13 protein-coding genes are annotated in these 15,818 nt (G+C 53.8%); 9 read left to right on the top strand and 4 right to left on the bottom strand.

Annotated elements, in window-relative coordinates; all coding sequences use genetic code 11:
- Positions 1-109: 109 nt before the first annotated feature.
- The gene (locus tag LDB27_RS04065; protein WP_001530217.1) at positions 110-565 is read right to left on the bottom strand and encodes a multidrug/biocide efflux PACE transporter; all 456 of its coding nucleotides are present in this window, start codon (positions 563-565) and stop codon (positions 110-112) included.
- A gap of 103 nt (positions 566-668) precedes the next feature.
- Between LDB27_RS04065 and LDB27_RS04070 the strand changes: the two genes are divergently transcribed.
- The 6 genes from LDB27_RS04070 to LDB27_RS04095 all read left to right on the top strand — a co-directional run bounded on the left by LDB27_RS04070 (position 669) and on the right by LDB27_RS04095 (position 7,507).
- Positions 669-1,532, top strand: coding sequence for a LysR family transcriptional regulator (locus tag LDB27_RS04070; RefSeq protein WP_001270773.1), 864 nt, complete (start codon positions 669-671; stop codon positions 1,530-1,532).
- Between the two features lie 122 nt (positions 1,533-1,654).
- Positions 1,655-2,833 (top strand): acetyl-CoA C-acetyltransferase, encoded by a 1,179-nt coding sequence (locus tag LDB27_RS04075; protein ID WP_000665979.1) that lies wholly within the window; start codon positions 1,655-1,657, stop codon positions 2,831-2,833.
- 429 nt (positions 2,834-3,262) lie between these two features.
- Positions 3,263-4,099 carry a 5-dehydro-4-deoxy-D-glucuronate isomerase gene (kduI, locus tag LDB27_RS04080; RefSeq protein ID WP_000383274.1) on the top strand — a complete coding sequence of 279 codons (837 nt, stop codon included), beginning with the start codon at positions 3,263-3,265 and terminating at the stop codon, positions 4,097-4,099.
- Positions 4,100-4,155: 56 nt separating this feature from the next.
- The gene (gene kduD, locus LDB27_RS04085; RefSeq protein ID WP_000602477.1) at positions 4,156-4,917 is read left to right on the top strand and encodes a 2-dehydro-3-deoxy-D-gluconate 5-dehydrogenase KduD; all 762 of its coding nucleotides are present in this window, start codon (positions 4,156-4,158) and stop codon (positions 4,915-4,917) included.
- Positions 4,918-5,268: 351 nt separating this feature from the next.
- Complete coding sequence (araE, locus tag LDB27_RS04090) at positions 5,269-6,687, top strand: arabinose-proton symporter AraE (RefSeq protein WP_000253650.1); 1,419 nt, start codon at positions 5,269-5,271, stop codon at positions 6,685-6,687.
- 112 nt (positions 6,688-6,799) lie between these two features.
- Positions 6,800-7,507: an aspartate/glutamate racemase gene (locus LDB27_RS04095; protein ID WP_000848629.1), complete on the top strand. Its 708-nt coding sequence runs from the start codon at positions 6,800-6,802 to the stop codon at positions 7,505-7,507.
- On the opposite strand, the gene LDB27_RS04100 is transcribed toward LDB27_RS04095, so the two are convergent.
- Positions 7,479-8,414 carry a LysR family transcriptional regulator gene (locus LDB27_RS04100; RefSeq protein ID WP_000741803.1) on the bottom strand — a complete coding sequence of 312 codons (936 nt, stop codon included), beginning with the start codon at positions 8,412-8,414 and terminating at the stop codon, positions 7,479-7,481. The genes LDB27_RS04095 and LDB27_RS04100 overlap by 29 nt on opposite strands.
- A gap of 117 nt (positions 8,415-8,531) precedes the next feature.
- Between LDB27_RS04100 and lysA the strand changes: the two genes are divergently transcribed.
- The gene (gene lysA / locus LDB27_RS04105; RefSeq protein WP_023262699.1) at positions 8,532-9,794 is read left to right on the top strand and encodes a diaminopimelate decarboxylase; all 1,263 of its coding nucleotides are present in this window, start codon (positions 8,532-8,534) and stop codon (positions 9,792-9,794) included.
- A 9-nt stretch (positions 9,795-9,803) separates the two neighbouring features.
- On the opposite strand, the gene LDB27_RS04110 is transcribed toward lysA, so the two are convergent.
- Both LDB27_RS04110 and galR read right to left on the bottom strand, forming a co-directional pair.
- On the bottom strand, positions 9,804-10,826 hold the full coding sequence (locus LDB27_RS04110; RefSeq protein ID WP_000968338.1) for a LacI family DNA-binding transcriptional regulator: 1,023 nt from the start codon (positions 10,824-10,826) through the stop codon (positions 9,804-9,806).
- A gap of 10 nt (positions 10,827-10,836) precedes the next feature.
- The gene (gene galR, locus LDB27_RS04115; protein ID WP_000201030.1) at positions 10,837-11,865 is read right to left on the bottom strand and encodes an HTH-type transcriptional regulator GalR; all 1,029 of its coding nucleotides are present in this window, start codon (positions 11,863-11,865) and stop codon (positions 10,837-10,839) included.
- 592 nt (positions 11,866-12,457) lie between these two features.
- On the opposite strand from galR, the gene aas reads away from it, so the two are divergent.
- Positions 12,458-14,617 (top strand): bifunctional acyl-ACP--phospholipid O-acyltransferase/long-chain-fatty-acid--ACP ligase, encoded by a 2,160-nt coding sequence (gene aas, locus LDB27_RS04120; protein ID WP_000896101.1) that lies wholly within the window; start codon positions 12,458-12,460, stop codon positions 14,615-14,617.
- Positions 14,610-15,812 carry a lysophospholipid transporter LplT gene (gene lplT / locus LDB27_RS04125; RefSeq protein ID WP_000004690.1) on the top strand — a complete coding sequence of 401 codons (1,203 nt, stop codon included), beginning with the start codon at positions 14,610-14,612 and terminating at the stop codon, positions 15,810-15,812. The genes aas and lplT overlap by 8 nt, the downstream gene beginning before the upstream one ends.
- The last annotated feature ends 6 nt before the right edge of the window (positions 15,813-15,818 follow it).

The raw sequence follows: 15,818 nt of genomic DNA on the forward strand, positions 1-15,818 counted from the left end.
AAGAAGCGCAATTTACCATAAATAGCGTCAGTTGGGGGCGTTTTAAGCAGATGGATGTCGTGGAGGAGGAGGGCCGGGAGCGTTGCGATCCCGGCAAAAAAGAGCAATATCATGCACTAACGCGCTGTTGGCGGCGGGTCACTATTCGCTGGCGTAAAACATCGTATGCCCAGTTGTACAGCATCGTGTACGGTAAAAAGAACAGGAAGAAACCAATTTCCAGGGTGAATGCTTGTAGCAGGCTGACATTCAGTACCCAGGCGACAATACTCACGCCAATGACAATAAACCCACTTTCAAATCCTAACGCATGGAGTGCGCGCACTTTGGCGGTTCGTCTCACCTGATGCGCAGGCCACAGTCGATCAAACAGAGCGTTATAAATGATATTCCAGATCATGGCCGTCGTTGCCAGCAATATCGTCAGGCCGCCCATCTCCAGCACCGAGCGCTGCATTAGCCAGGCGGTCGTTGGCGCCAGTATCGCAGTCGCAATACCTTCAAAACAGACAGCATGGAGAATACGCTCCGGCAGCGAGCGGCGTTGTATGGCGTCATGTTGCATAAACGAAAAAACCTTACTCTTAATCAAACGAAAGAAATTTCCGCTATTTTATCGTTTAATGTGATACCTAAAAGATAACATCCATCGATAAAATAGATATGTTATGCGTTACTCACCTGAAGCGTTAATGGCATTTGTTGAGACCGTCTCTTGCGGTTCGTTTTCTGCGGCGGCGCGCCGCCTGCGTAAAAGCCAGTCCACCATTAGTACCGCCATTGCGCATCTGGAGGCGGATCTGGGATTTTCATTATTTGATCGATCTTCGCGCCAGCCCGTTCTGACCGAAGAAGGAAAACGGGTGCTTAGCTATGTTCAGGCTATTTTATCGGCGAGCGATCGTCTGGATGAGGTGGCGCTGACATTATCCGGCGAGACGGAGGCAAGACTCACGTTCGTCCTCTCTGATACCCTGCACCCTGACAGTCTGGAAGAGTTAATGGCGCAGTTTGATCGTCAATTTCCGCATACCGAGTTTGAATGTTTGATCGGAGAAAATGATGATGTCATCGACCTGCTGCAAAAAGGGCGCGCCCAGATAGGCCTGATTGAAGCGCGTGATGACTATCCCACAGACATTGGCGCGACGCGTCTGCCTGTTCAAAGCTGGATGGGGGTTTATGTGGCGACCACGCATCCGTTGGCGTCGCAGACGAACCTGCAATGGGAGCAACTGCATACCTGGCGCGAGCTGCGTCTGAATACCTACCTTGAATCTAACGCCAACATTACGCGCGGCCCGGCCTGGTCAGCGCCAAACTATTTATTGCTGTTGAGCATGGCGGTTCAGGGATTTGGCTGGTGCGTATTGCCCTGCGCGCTGGTGGAAGAGTTTGCGGCGGAAAAACCGCTGGCGCAGCTGGATGTTCCTGGCTGGCCGAGGGCGATTGCTATTGATTTGCTGTGGAACAAGAAAACGCCGCCCGGAACGGCGGGGAACTGGCTTCGCTACCATTTGCAGCAGAAATAAGCTGCGTCACCGTCAAATCAGCGTCATTTCCTTTGTGATAAAACTCACTTTTTTTAAACAATCAAGATAACTAATTTTAACAATGCTCTACTATGGCGGTGTCATTTTGCGCTGAGGTGGTAATGAAAGAGGTTGTGATAGTGGGGGCTTTACGGACACCCATCGGCTGTTTTCAGGGAACGCTGGCCCGTCATTCCGCCGTCGAGCTGGGGAGCATGGTCGTAAAAGCGTTAATTGAGCGCACCGGCGTGGACGCTAACGCTATCGATGAGGTCATCCTCGGTCAGGTACTGACGGCTGGCGCCGGGCAGAATCCGGCGCGCCAGTCAGCCATCAAAGGAGGGCTGCCGACAACCGTTTCCGCCATTACCATTAATGACGTTTGTGGTTCCGGTTTAAAAGCGTTGCACCTGGCGACGCAGGCTATTCAGTGCGGCGAAGCGGACATTGTTATCGCGGGCGGGCAGGAGAATATGAGCCGTGCGCCGCATGTCCTCAATGATAGCCGTACCGGCGCGTTGCCTGATGCCGACAATCTGGTGGATAGTCTGGTACATGATGGCTTATGGGATGCCTTCAACGATTATCACATTGGCGTGACGGCAGAAAACCTGGCGCGGGAATATGGCATCAGCCGCGAGTTACAGGATGCTTATGCGCTCAGTTCGCAGCAAAAAGCCAGGGCCGCGATTGATACCGGGCGTTTTAAAGATGAGATTGTCCCCATCGTCACGCAACGTAATGGGCAGACCGCAATTGTCGATACGGATGAACAACCGCGGGCCGACGCCAGTGCGGAGGGGTTAGCTCTGCTGCACCCGGCGTTTGATAGTTTAGGTTCGGTGACGGCGGGTAATGCCTCCTCAATCAACGATGGCGCCGCCGCGGTGATGATGATGAGCGAGGCGAAAGCCCAGGCGCTGGGGCTGCCGGTGCTGGCGCGCATCCGCGCGTTTGCCAGCGTCGGCGTCGATCCTGCGCTAATGGGGATTGCGCCGGTATATGCTACCCGGCGCTGTCTGGAGCGTGCCGGCTGGCAACTGGCGGAGGTCGACCTTATCGAAGCCAACGAAGCGTTTGCCGCCCAGGCGTTGTCAGTAGGAAAAATGCTGGAATGGGATGAGCGACGGGTAAACGTTAATGGCGGCGCGATTGCGCTGGGGCATCCTATTGGCGCTTCCGGCTGTCGAATTCTGGTTTCACTGGTGCACGAAATGGTTAAACGCGACGCGCGAAAAGGCCTGGCGACGCTGTGTATTGGTGGCGGCCAGGGCGTTGCTTTAACCATTGAACGCGATTGATCCTGCGCCAGCCATCCTTTTTCTGCTTCATTATTCCGTCATAAAAAGCCCTCTATCACGAGGGCAAAGCCAGTGACAGCCCCCCCTTTTTCGTTATAGCGCAGAACGTCTTGCCGCGTCGGGCATTGCAGACGCATACCGCTTTTAATTCAATTCGCACATCAGACCCCGTTCCAAAACAAGCTCCAATTTTTATCTGAGTAACCGCATACAGCACCTGGCGCACATGTCTGAAAATCATACAAGTGTATAAGTTTTAGCGCCGATCGTGATCGCTACAGCAGTTTTAAAAATAACCAACCATATAAATGAAACGTTGTTTTATTTATTGTTGAAAACCTTCATCCAGGCGACTATGATGCCGTTAAATAAATCAAAACAGTGTTTTGATTTTATGCCATTGCGATCGATTTATCATTGGAGGGAAAAGTGGACGTAAGGCAAAGCATCCATAGCGAGCACGCTAAAACGCTGGACACCCAGGCGCTGCGACGCGAGTTTTTAATAGAAAATATTTTTGTCGCTGATGAATATACGATGGTCTACAGCCATATCGACCGTATTATTGTCGGCGGCATTATGCCCGTCAGCCATTCTGTTGAAATCGGCGGAGAGGTGGGTAAACAGCTTGGCGTTTCCCGGTTACTGGACCGGCGCGAGCTGGGCGTCATTAATATTGGCGGCGCGGGCGCCATTATCGTTGACGGGCAGCGCCATGACATTGGTCATCGTGATGCTCTGTATATTGGTAAAGGGGCGAAAGAGCTGGTCTTCGTCAGCAATGAGGCGAGCAGACCGGCGAAGTTTTATTACAACTGCGCGCCAGCGCATACCGCTTATCCGACGAAAAAAGTGTCGCCTGCCGACGTTGCGCCCGTCACCTTAGGCGATAACCTCACCAGTAACCGTCGCACCATCAATAAATACTTCGTACCGGATGTACTGGAAACCTGTCAGCTCAGTATGGGACTCACCGAACTGGCGCCCGGCAATCTATGGAACACCATGCCATGCCATACCCATGAGCGCCGTATGGAAGTTTACCTCTATTTCAATATGGAAGAAGACAGTTGCGTTTTCCATATGATGGGGCAGCCTCAGGAAACCCGTCATATTGTGATGCGTAATGAACAGGCGGTTATTTCCCCAAGCTGGTCAATACATTCCGGCGTTGGCACCAAAGCCTATACGTTTATTTGGGGCATGGTGGGAGAAAATCAGGTCTTCGATGACATGGATCACGTTGCGGTACAAGATCTGCGCTAGTCGCGACCGGTGATAACGCCTGTGCGTGACAGGCATGACAAAAATAAGGATTAACAATGATTTTGAATGCATTTTCTCTTGAAGGTAAAGTCGCGGTTGTGACGGGGTGCGATACCGGATTGGGGCAGGGGATGGCGTTAGGGCTGGCGGAAGCGGGCTGTGACATTGTCGGTATTAACATTGTTGAACCGACGGACACTATTGCGCGCGTCACCGCTCTGGGACGTCGTTTTTTAAGCCTGACAGCCGATCTGCGTCAAATCGATGGTATTCCGGCATTACTGGAACGGGCGGTGGCGGAATACGGTCATATTGATATTCTGGTGAATAACGCGGGTTTGATCCGTCGTGAAGATGCGATTGATTTCACGGAAAAAGACTGGGATGACGTCATGAACCTGAACATCAAGAGCGTGTTCTTTATGTCTCAGGCGGCGGCAAAATATTTTATTGCCCAGGGCAACGGCGGCAAAATTATTAATATCGCGTCTATGCTCTCCTTCCAGGGCGGCATTCGCGTTCCGTCTTATACCGCGTCGAAAAGCGGCGTAATGGGAATAACACGTCTGATGGCGAACGAGTGGGCGAAACACAATATCAATGTGAACGCCATCGCACCGGGCTATATGTTCACGAATAATACCCAGCAATTGCGCGCTGATGCACAACGTAGCGCCGAAATTCTCGACCGTATTCCGGCTGGACGTTGGGGGCTACCGGGCGATTTAATGGGCCCGGTAGTCTTCCTGGCATCCAGCGCCGCTGATTATATTAACGGCTATACCATAGCGGTAGATGGCGGTTGGCTGGCGCGTTAATCCGCTACTGACAAATGCGTTTCTGGGAAAATCGACTCTTTGGCCGAAAAACTGATAAAGCCCTGTCCTGGTACAGGGTTTTTTATGATCTCATTAGCATAGTCCATATTGTGGGTTTAACTTAATCCATATATTGTTAAATAATAGCTATGATCAATGCTTTAATTGATTGAAATATTGGTGGTTTAAAAAAATACCCGGCAACGGCGTTAAATTTAAAAAGTGTAATATCCATCACATATCGCTATAGCGTAGCCATTTAATCCATATTTATGCCGTTTCCAGCCTGACACTTGAGGAAGAGTATCCCGTACTTTCAGGCTATGTCTTACTCTGTTGTGGCAGGAAAATATGGTCTCTATTAATCATGACTCTGCTTTAACGCCGCGTTCGCTTCGCGACACACGACGTATGAATATGTTTGTTTCGGTTTCTGCAGCGGTAGCGGGACTGTTATTTGGTCTGGATATCGGCGTTATCGCCGGGGCGCTGCCTTTTATTACCGACCATTTCGTACTGACCAGCCGGCTGCAGGAATGGGTCGTCAGCAGTATGATGCTTGGCGCGGCAATTGGCGCATTATTTAACGGCTGGCTTTCATTCCGGCTGGGGCGTAAGTATAGCCTGATGGCCGGCGCGATTTTGTTTGTGCTCGGCTCGCTGGGGTCGGCGTTTGCTTCCAGCGTGGAAGTATTGATTGGCGCCCGCGTGATACTGGGCGTAGCAGTAGGGATTGCCTCCTATACCGCGCCGCTTTATCTCTCTGAAATGGCAAGTGAAAATGTTCGCGGCAAAATGATCAGTATGTATCAACTGATGGTGACGTTAGGCATTGTGCTGGCTTTTTTATCCGATACGGCATTCAGCTACAGCGGCAACTGGCGCGCGATGTTGGGCGTACTGGCGCTGCCTGCGGTGTTGCTCATTATTCTGGTGGTATTCCTGCCGAATAGTCCGCGCTGGCTGGCGCAAAAAGGTCGCCATATTGAAGCGGAAGAGGTGCTGCGTATGCTGCGCGATACCTCGGAAAAAGCCCGTGATGAACTGAATGAGATTCGGGAAAGCCTCAAACTCAAGCAGGGCGGGTGGGCATTATTTAAAGCTAACCGCAATGTTCGCCGCGCCGTGTTCCTCGGTATGCTGCTACAGGCAATGCAGCAGTTCACCGGCATGAACATCATTATGTACTATGCGCCGCGCATTTTTAAAATGGCCGGCTTTACCACCACGGAACAGCAAATGATCGCTACGCTGGTGGTCGGACTGACCTTTATGTTCGCGACGTTTATCGCCGTCTTTACGGTAGATAAGGCCGGGCGTAAACCGGCGTTAAAAATCGGTTTCAGCGTAATGGCGTTAGGGACATTGGTGTTGGGCTACTGCCTGATGCAGTTTGATAACGGTACGGCATCAAGCGGCCTCTCCTGGCTTTCCGTTGGGATGACGATGATGTGTATCGCCGGTTACGCGATGAGCGCCGCTCCGGTGGTGTGGATACTGTGTTCGGAAATCCAGCCGCTGAAATGCCGTGATTTTGGCATTACCTGTTCAACCACGACAAACTGGGTATCGAACATGATCATCGGCGCGACATTCCTGACACTGTTGGACAGCATTGGCGCGGCAGGTACATTCTGGCTTTACACCGCGCTGAATATCGCTTTTATCGGCATCACTTTCTGGCTGATTCCGGAAACCAAAAATGTCACCCTGGAGCACATCGAACGCAAGCTGATGGCGGGCGAGAAGCTAAGAAATATTGGCGTGTAATCCCCCCTCCCATGCCGGATAACGCCTGTTATCCGGCATGATGAAAAATAGACTGGAAACGGATGTGTAAGTTTGTTTCACTGCCATAATGCTTTAAAAAAAGGAGAGCGCAGTGAAAACGATCGGGCTGTTGGGGGGGATGAGCTGGGAATCGACTATCCCTTATTACCGTTTAATCAATGAAGGCATTAAACAGCAGTTGGGAGGCCTGCACTCGGCGAGCTTACTGCTGCATAGCGTAGATTTTCACGATATTGAAGTATGTCAACGCCGCGGCGAATGGGATAAAGCGGGCGATATCCTGGCGCAGGCCGCGCAGGGGTTACAGCAGGCGGGCGCAGAAGGCATTGTGCTGTGTACCAACACCATGCATAAAATCGCGCACATTATTGAATCTCGTTGTTCTCTGCCTTTCCTACACATCGCGGATGCTACCGGGCGAGCTATCGCCCGTCAGGGGTTGCATCGCGTGGCGCTATTAGGGACTCGCTATACGATGGAGCAGGATTTTTATCGCGGGCGGCTGGAACAGCAATTTGCGATTGAGACCATCGTGCCGGAGGCGGACGATCGGGCGCGTATCAATCAGGTCATTTTTGACGAGCTCTGCCAGGGGACATTCACTGACGCGTCGCGCCACTATTATTTACAGGTTATCGAACAACTGGCTGCGCAAGGCGCGCAGGGCGTTATTTTTGGCTGCACTGAAATAGGTTTGCTTGTTCCCCAGACGCAAAGCGCGCTACCGGTTTTCGATACCACGGCAATTCATGCCGCAGATGCCGTGAGCTTTATGCTTTCGTCATCGGCCCCAGAATAACCTCCAGCGGTTCGACCAGGCGCGAAAGATGCGTTTGTAAATGCTTACTGAAGGCGTCAACCAGCGCGGAGGCGGGGCGGTGTAGCGGGCGAATCAGGCTGACGGTAAAGGGCACGTCAATGCTGAAGCGGCGAACGGTGACGCTGCTGGCGGCATAGTCCAGCGCGGTCAGCGGGTTAACGATCGAAACGCCCGCTCCGGCGCGCACCATCGCGCAGACGGAGGCCGCGCTATGCGTTTCCACCACCATTCTGCGCTTCACCTGATGTTCGGCAAATAACGTATCCAACAACTGTCGATAGCTGTCCAGGCGGGAGAGGCTGATAAAGTTTTCCCCCTGAAAATCGTCTGGCGTCAGTACCGTTTTGGCGGTAAGCGGATGGTCGCAGGGCAGTACGCACACTTCATTTAGCGTTAGTAACTCGGTACGGGTTGTTCCTGCCGGGGCATGAAGCGTCTCCGTCAGCCCTAAATCGTGGCGCTGAGCGGAGAGCCACTCTTCCAGCAACGGCGACTCCTGCGGCACAATATTCAGGCTGACATCCGGATAACGCGCCAGAAAAGGCGGTAGTAGCGGCGGCAAAAAGGATTGTGAAAAGACCGGCAGGCAGGCGATAGAGAGTTCGCCCTGACGGAACTCGCGCAGACTTTCCGCCGCGCTGACGATACGATCCAACCCATACCAGGAGCGTTGTACCTCTTCGAACAGGCGTAGCCCTTGCACCGTCGGATGTAAGCGCCCGCGTGTGCGCTCAAACAGCGTTAATCCCAGCACTTTCTCAAAACGCGCCAGCTCGCGACTGACGGTAGGCTGCGAGGTATGCAGCAGCCGCGCCGCTTCGGTGAGATTTCCGGCGGTCATTACGGCATGAAAAATTTCAATGTGACGTAAATTAACGGCAGCCATACGTTTCCCTGAATCATTTATCCCATATCATTTTTGCATAGACTGACAATAAAACGATATTTTTTATTCTTTCTAAGGTATGGCGTAATCGTTAAAAAGCCTGTTCCGGAGTTTGTTATGTCATTGCCGCATTATCACGCTGAAACTGACCTTAACGCTGAAAATTTGCTCAGATTGCCTGCTGAATTCGGCTGTCCGGTCTGGGTCTATGACGCGCACATTATTCGCCGTCAGATAGCCGCCCTGCAGCAGTTTGACGTCGTGCGTTTTGCGCAAAAAGCCTGTTCGAACATTCATATCCTGCGCTTAATGCGCGCGCAGGGCGTCAAGGTGGATTCTGTTTCATTGGGGGAGATCGAACGTGCGCTGGCGGCGGGCTACGATCCGCAAACGTGCCCTGATGATATCGTTTTTACCGCCGATGTGATTGATGCCGCCACGCTGGCGCGCGTCAGTGAACTGCATATTCCGGTCAATGCCGGCTCGGTAGATATGCTGACGCAGCTTGGTCAGGTTTCGCCTGGGCATCGCGTCTGGTTGCGCGTGAATCCTGGCTTTGGTCACGGCCACAGCCAGAAAACCAACACCGGGGGCGAAAACAGCAAACACGGCATCTGGCATAGCGATCTTCCGGCGGCGCTGGCGGTAATGCAGAAATACCGACTGAAACTTGTCGGTATCCATATGCACATTGGTTCCGGCGTCGATTATGGCCATCTGGAGCAGGTTTGCGGCGCGATGGTACGCCAGGTGCTGGAATGTGGTCAGGATGTGGAGGCGATTTCGGCAGGCGGCGGACTCTCGATACCTTATCGTGAGGGAGAAGAGCCCGTTGATACGCGTCATTACTATGGCCTGTGGAACGCGGCGCGCGAGCAAATCGCCCGCCATCTGGGACATGCGGTCAAACTTGAGATCGAACCCGGACGTTTTCTGGTGGCGCAATCAGGCGTGCTGGTAACGCAGGTGCGTAGCGTAAAACAGATGGGAAGCCGCCATTTCGTGCTGGTAGATGCGGGTTTTAACGATCTGATGCGCCCGGCGATGTACGGTAGCTATCACCGTATTTCGGCGCTGGCGGCGGATGGTCGCGCGCTTGAAAATGGCCCGTGGGTCGAGACGGTGGTCGCCGGGCCGCTATGCGAATCAGGCGATGTTTTTACGCAGCAGGAAGGGGGAATGGTTGAAACATGCGCCTTACCTGCGGTCATCCCCGGCGATTACCTCGTATTGCACGATACCGGCGCGTACGGCGCGTCTATGTCATCGAATTACAATAGCCGCCCGCTCCTGCCGGAAGTGCTGTTTGACAATGGACAGGCGCGGCTGATCCGCCGTCGTCAGACCATTGAAGAGCTGTTAGCGCTGGAGATGCTCTGAAGCGCATCATTAGGCCGGACGTTGAAAAAACGGGCCTGCGGCGACGGACTCGCGCAGAATCAGCGTGCCGGTAAAGGGCGGGATCGGGGCGACCGGCTCGCTGTTCGCCAGACGAACGGCCTGATCGATTGCGGTGGCTATCATATCCTCGATGGGTAAATAGACTGTTGAAAGCCCCGGTTCAAGCCAGGTTGCGCCCGGCGCATCGTCAAAACCAAACAGCGACACATCCTGCGGGATGCGTAATCCGGCCTGGCGCAGCGCTTTTGCCGCGCCCAGCGCCGTGTCATCATTACAGGCGAATAGCGCGCTAAACGTGACGCCTTCCTCCAGTAATTCCCGGCAGGCGTCATAGCCGCGCGTCAGCGTGTAATCGCCGTATTTCACTTTTGCCGGTTGCCAGGGAATGCCATATTTTTCCAGCGCCTTGCGATAACCCGCTACGCGTGATGTGCCGGTGGGAGTATGAACAGGCAGCGTAATACAGGCGATATCGCGATGGCCCTGCGTAATCAGATATTCCACCGCCTGGAATGCCGCCGTCTCCTGCTCGAAGAAAATAGCGCGATCGCGGGCCTGAGTGACGTTGCGATTAATAATCACCAGCGGCATTTCCGTGGCGTCAATCAACGACAAAATCGCCGGCTCATCCATATAGCGAGTGTAAAGAATAATAGCGTCGCACTGTCTGTCGGCCAACATTTGTACGGCTTTCTGCTCTCGTTCCGGCGTATCGTGACCATCGGTGACGATCAACTGCTTGTTATGAAACTCCGCCTGGCGCGACGCCCGGCGCAACAAACTGCCAAAATAGAAGCCGTCAAACGTAGAGACGACCAGACCGATGCTGTTGCTGGTGCGATTCGCCAGCGAGCGTGCCAGCAGGTTGGGGCGATAGTCCAGAGCCTGCATCGCCGTAAACACTTTCTGGCGCGTGCTTTCTTTTACCTGCCCCGTCCCATTCAGCACTCGTGAGACGGTGGCCTTTGATACGCCCGCATGGCGGGAAACATCCAGCATTGTCGCCATCATGCTACCCTGATTAATCGGTTGTCGACAGGTGTCCGGTATCCGTCGGCGTGGATACCGAATGTCGGCGTACCAGTGTCGGACTAAATACATGAGTTACTTCTGGCGTAGGGCATTTCCCCGCCAACGCTAACGCCAGCTCCGCCGCCTGTGTCGCCATGGTGACGATCGGATACCGAATGGTGGTCAGTCGGGGACGCACATAGCGTGAGACCAGTACATCATCAAAACCGATGAGCGATACTTCGCCCGGCACCCCCACGCCATTATCATTTAATACTCCCATCGCGCCAGCCGCCATCGAGTCGTTATAGCAGGCCACCGCGGTAAAATTTCTGCCGCGGCCTAATAATTCAGTCATCGCCTGCTCGCCGCCGCTTTCATCCGGTTCGCCGAACGTCACCAGCCGATCGTTAGCCGGAATATGGCTTTCCGCCAGCGCATCGTAATAGCCCCTCAGGCGATCTTCGGCATCAGAGATGGTGTGGTTGGAACAGATATACCCAATACGCGTATGACCTTGCTGGATCAGATGTCGGGTCGCCAGCCATGCCCCGTAACGGTCATCCAGCGCGACACAGCGGTGTTCTAACCCCGGTAAAATGCGGTTAATCAGCACCATGCCGGGGATTTGCTTCATTAATGAGGCCAGGTCCGCATCCGGAATCATTTTGGCGTGTACCACTAACGCTGCGCAACGATGACGAATCAACTGTTCAATAGCCTGACGCTCTTTTTGTTCGTTATGATACCCGTTGCCAATCAGTAAAAAATTTCCGGTGTGATACGCCACCTGTTCAACGGCTTTCACCATCGCGCCGAAAAAAGGATCGGAAACGTCGCCGACCACCAGACCGAGGGTTTCCGTTGCCTGCTGTGCCAGCGCGCGCGCGTTGGCGTTAGGGTGATAGCTCAGGGACTCCATTGCGCTGGTCACCGCCAGCCGGGACGCTTCGCTGGCTTTTGGCGAATCGTTAATAACGCGAGAAACGGTGGCGACTGAAACACCGGCCAGTCGGGCTACATCTTTTATGGTCGCCATGATAATACCTATAGTGGGTAAACGCTTACATTACGCCAGTTTTACGGAAAATGAACGTCTGTTCAAGCCTCTTGCCCCGCCGTGTCGGGCAAATGTGACCTGCACGGGAGAAATGCGTCTGTAAAGTGACAATACAAATCTTTCGTTACAGTTTGCGAAGCGCTGTTGCGATTGTCTGCTGGCAGGCCAGCGAGTCAGGTTGATAGAGTGGTGATCCCAGAGGTATTGATAGGTGGAATCAACGTCATTGTTGATCACACGAATTACACCAACCTGCGTAGAGATGCGCAGGTTTTTTTTTGTTTCGCCTGAACCTGTAACAGTAACGGATAATTTACACAACTCGTTGCATTTCCGTTTATTCCTTTGCGTTTTCGGACTGGCGATGCAGACGCGCGAAGCCCACAATCAAGATCCCAGAGGTATTGATTGGTGAGATTATTCGGTACGCTCTTCGTACCTGTCTCTTGCACCAACCTGCGCGGATGCGCAGGTTTTTTTTCGAACCTATTTTGCTATCGCTCCTGTTACGCAACTCGTGTAATCTGCCACAATTCATGTTTTAGCGAATTGTCGGCCAAAGGGAGTTGAAATGCTGTTTGGATTTTTCCGTAACCTGTTTCGCGTGCTTTATCGTGTGCGCGTCACTGGCGATGTCCGGGCGCTACAGGGGAACCGGGTCTTAATTACCCCCAATCACGTTTCATTTATCGATGGTATGCTACTGGCGCTGTTTTTGCCGGTACGGCCTGTCTTTGCGGTATATACCTCCATCAGCCAGCAATGGTATATGCGCTGGTTAACGCCGCTGATCGATTTTGTGCCGCTCGATCCCACTAAACCCATGTCCATTAAACACCTGGTGCGTCTGGTGGAGCAGGGGCGTCCAGTGGTGATTTTCCCGGAAGGGCGGATTTCCGTGACCGGCTCGCTGATGAAAATTTATGACGGCGCAGGCTTTGTGGCGGCAAAATCGGGCGCAACCGTCATTCCGCTCCGTATTGACGGCGCGGAGCTTACGCCTTTCAGTCGCCTTAAAGGTCTGGTTAAACGGCGCTTATTCCCCCGCATTCAGCTTCATATTTTACCGCCGACGCAAATACCGATGCCGGAAGCGCCGCGCGCGCGCGACAGACGTAAGATAGCGGGTGAGATGCTGCACCAGATCATGATGGAAGCGCGTATGGCGGTGCGCCCGCGCGAGACGTTATACGAATCGTTGCTGGCGGCGCAATATCGTTACGGCGCAGGTAAAAACTGTATTGAGGACATTAACTTTACGCCGGATACGTATCGTAAGTTACTGACCAAGACGCTTTTTGTTGGCCGGATTCTGGAAAAGTACAGCGTTGAGGGCGAGAAAATCGGTTTAATGCTGCCGAATGCCGCCATCAGCGCGGCGGTGATTTTCGGCGCGGTTTCTCGTCGCCGCATTCCGGCCATGATGAACTACACAGCGGGGGTAAAAGGGCTGACCAGCGCGATTACCGCGGCGGAAATTAAAACGATTTTTACCTCCCGCCAGTTCCTCGATAAAGGTAAATTATGGCACCTGCCGGAACAGCTAACGCAGGTTCGCTGGGTTTACCTGGAAGATTTAAAAGCGGACGTCACACCCGCCGACAAGCTGTGGATTTTTGCCCACCTCCTGGCGCCGCGACTGGCACAGGTAAAACAGCAGCCGGAAGACGCGGCGATCATTCTTTTTACCTCCGGCTCGGAAGGGCACCCGAAAGGGGTGGTGCACAGCCATAAAAGCATTCTGGCGAACGTCGAGCAGATAAAAACGATTGCGGATTTCACCGCCAATGACCGTTTTATGTCGGCGCTGCCGCTCTTTCACTCGTTCGGTTTGACGGTGGGCCTGTTTACGCCGTTGTTGACCGGCGCGGAAGTGTTTCTTTATCCAAGTCCGCTGCACTACCGCATTGTGCCGGAACTGGTCTATGACCGTAACTGTACCGTGTTGTTTGGTACGTCAACCTTCCTCGGCAACTATGCGCGCTTTGCCAATCCGTATGATTTTTATCGCCTGCGCTATGTGGTGGCCGGTGCGGAAAAACTTCAGGAGAGCACCAAACAACTGTGGCAGGATAAATTCGGTCTGCGCATTCTTGAGGGCTACGGGGTAACGGAATGCGCGCCAGTAGTCTCGATTAACGTGCCGATGGCGGCTAAGCCGGGCACTGTTGGCCGCATTCTGCCTGGCATGGACGCGCGTCTGCTGGCGGTGCCCGGTATTGAAAACGGCGGTCGGCTACAGCTGAAAGGGCCGAATATCATGAATGGCTATCTGCGCGTGGAAAAACCGGGCGTGCTGGAGGTGCCGTCAGCGGAAAACGCCAGAGGCGAAACCGAGCGCGGGTGGTACGACACGGGCGATATTGTACGCTTCGATGAAAATGGTTTTGTGCAGATTCAGGGGCGCGCGAAACGCTTTGCGAAAATTGCTGGCGAAATGGTCTCGCTGGAGATGGTCGAGCAACTGGCGCTTGGCGTTTCGGCGGACAAAATGCACGCTACCGCCATTAAAAGCGATGCCAGCAAAGGTGAAGCGCTGGTACTGTTTACGACTGACAGCGAACTCACCCGAGAAAAGTTACAGCACTATGCCCGTGAACACGGTATTCCGGAACTTGCCGTCCCGCGTGATATTCGTTATCTGAAACAGCTTCCCTTGCTTGGCAGCGGGAAACCCGATTTTGTGACGCTGAAAAGTTGGGTGGATGCGCCGGAACAACATCATGAGTGAGTCAGTACGTACTAACACTTCCATCTGGTCGAAAGGGATGCTGTCGGTGATTGTCGCGCAGTTTCTCTCGGCTTTTGGCGATAATGCGCTGCTGTTCGCGACGCTGGCACTGCTGAAAGCTCAGTTTTACCCGGACTGGAGCCAGCCTGTTTTGCAAATGGTGTTTGTGGGCGCTTACATTCTTTTTGCGCCGTTTGTCGGCCAGATAGCGGACAGCTTTGCCAAAGGCCGGGTGATGATGGTCGCCAATGGTCTTAAACTGGCGGGAGCGGCAGGTGTCTGCCTCGGCATAAATCCTTTTGTCGGTTATACGTTGGTCGGGATTGGCGCGGCGGCTTATTCTCCGGCGAAATACGGTATTCTGGGCGAACTGACGACGGGCGATAAGCTGGTGAAAGCCAATGGCCTGATGGAAGCCTCTACGATTGCGGCGATTTTGCTCGGTTCCGTCGCGGGCGGCGTATTGGCCGACTGGCATGTCATCGCCGCGCTGGTTGCCTGCGCGTTGGCCTACGCTGGCGCAGTGGCGGCGAACCTGTTTATCCCGAAGCTTGTGGCGGCGCGTCCAGGACAATCCTGGCGGTTGTCGGCGATGACGCGTAGCTTCTTCTGCGCTTGCGTTGTCCTTTGGCGTAACGGTGAAACGCGTTTTTCGCTGGTGGGGACCGGGCTATTCTGGGGCGCAGGCGTGACGCTGCGTTTTCTGCTGGTGCTGTGGGTGCCGGTGGCGCTGGGTATTACGGATAACGCCACGCCGACTTACCTGAACGCCATGGTGGCGGTAGGCATTGTGGTCGGCGCGGGCGCGGCGGCAAAACTGGTGACGCTGGAGACCGTATCGCGCTGTATGCCCGCCGGGATTTTGATTGGCGTTGTGGTTGCGATCTTCTCATTACAGCACGCATTGCTGCCTGCTTATGCCTTGTTGCTGTTGATAGGTATGCTGGGCGGCTTTTTTGTGGTGCCGCTTAACGCTTTGCTCCAGGAGCGCGGTAAGAAGAGCGTTGGCGCCGGGAATGCCATTGCCGTACAAAATCTGGGCGAGAATAGCGCCATGCTATTAATGCTGGGACTGTACTCGCTGGCGGTGCTGGTTGGCGTTCCGGCTGTGGCGATAGGTATCGGCTTTGGCGTGCTGTTCGCGCTGGCGATCGCGGCGCTGTGGATCTGGCAGCGCCGGCAGGCATCATACTGAGTGAAT

The sequence above is a fragment of the Salmonella sp. JXY0409-18 genome (assembly GCF_020268625.1).
Taxonomy (GTDB): Bacteria; Pseudomonadota; Gammaproteobacteria; order Enterobacterales; family Enterobacteriaceae; genus Salmonella; species Salmonella enterica.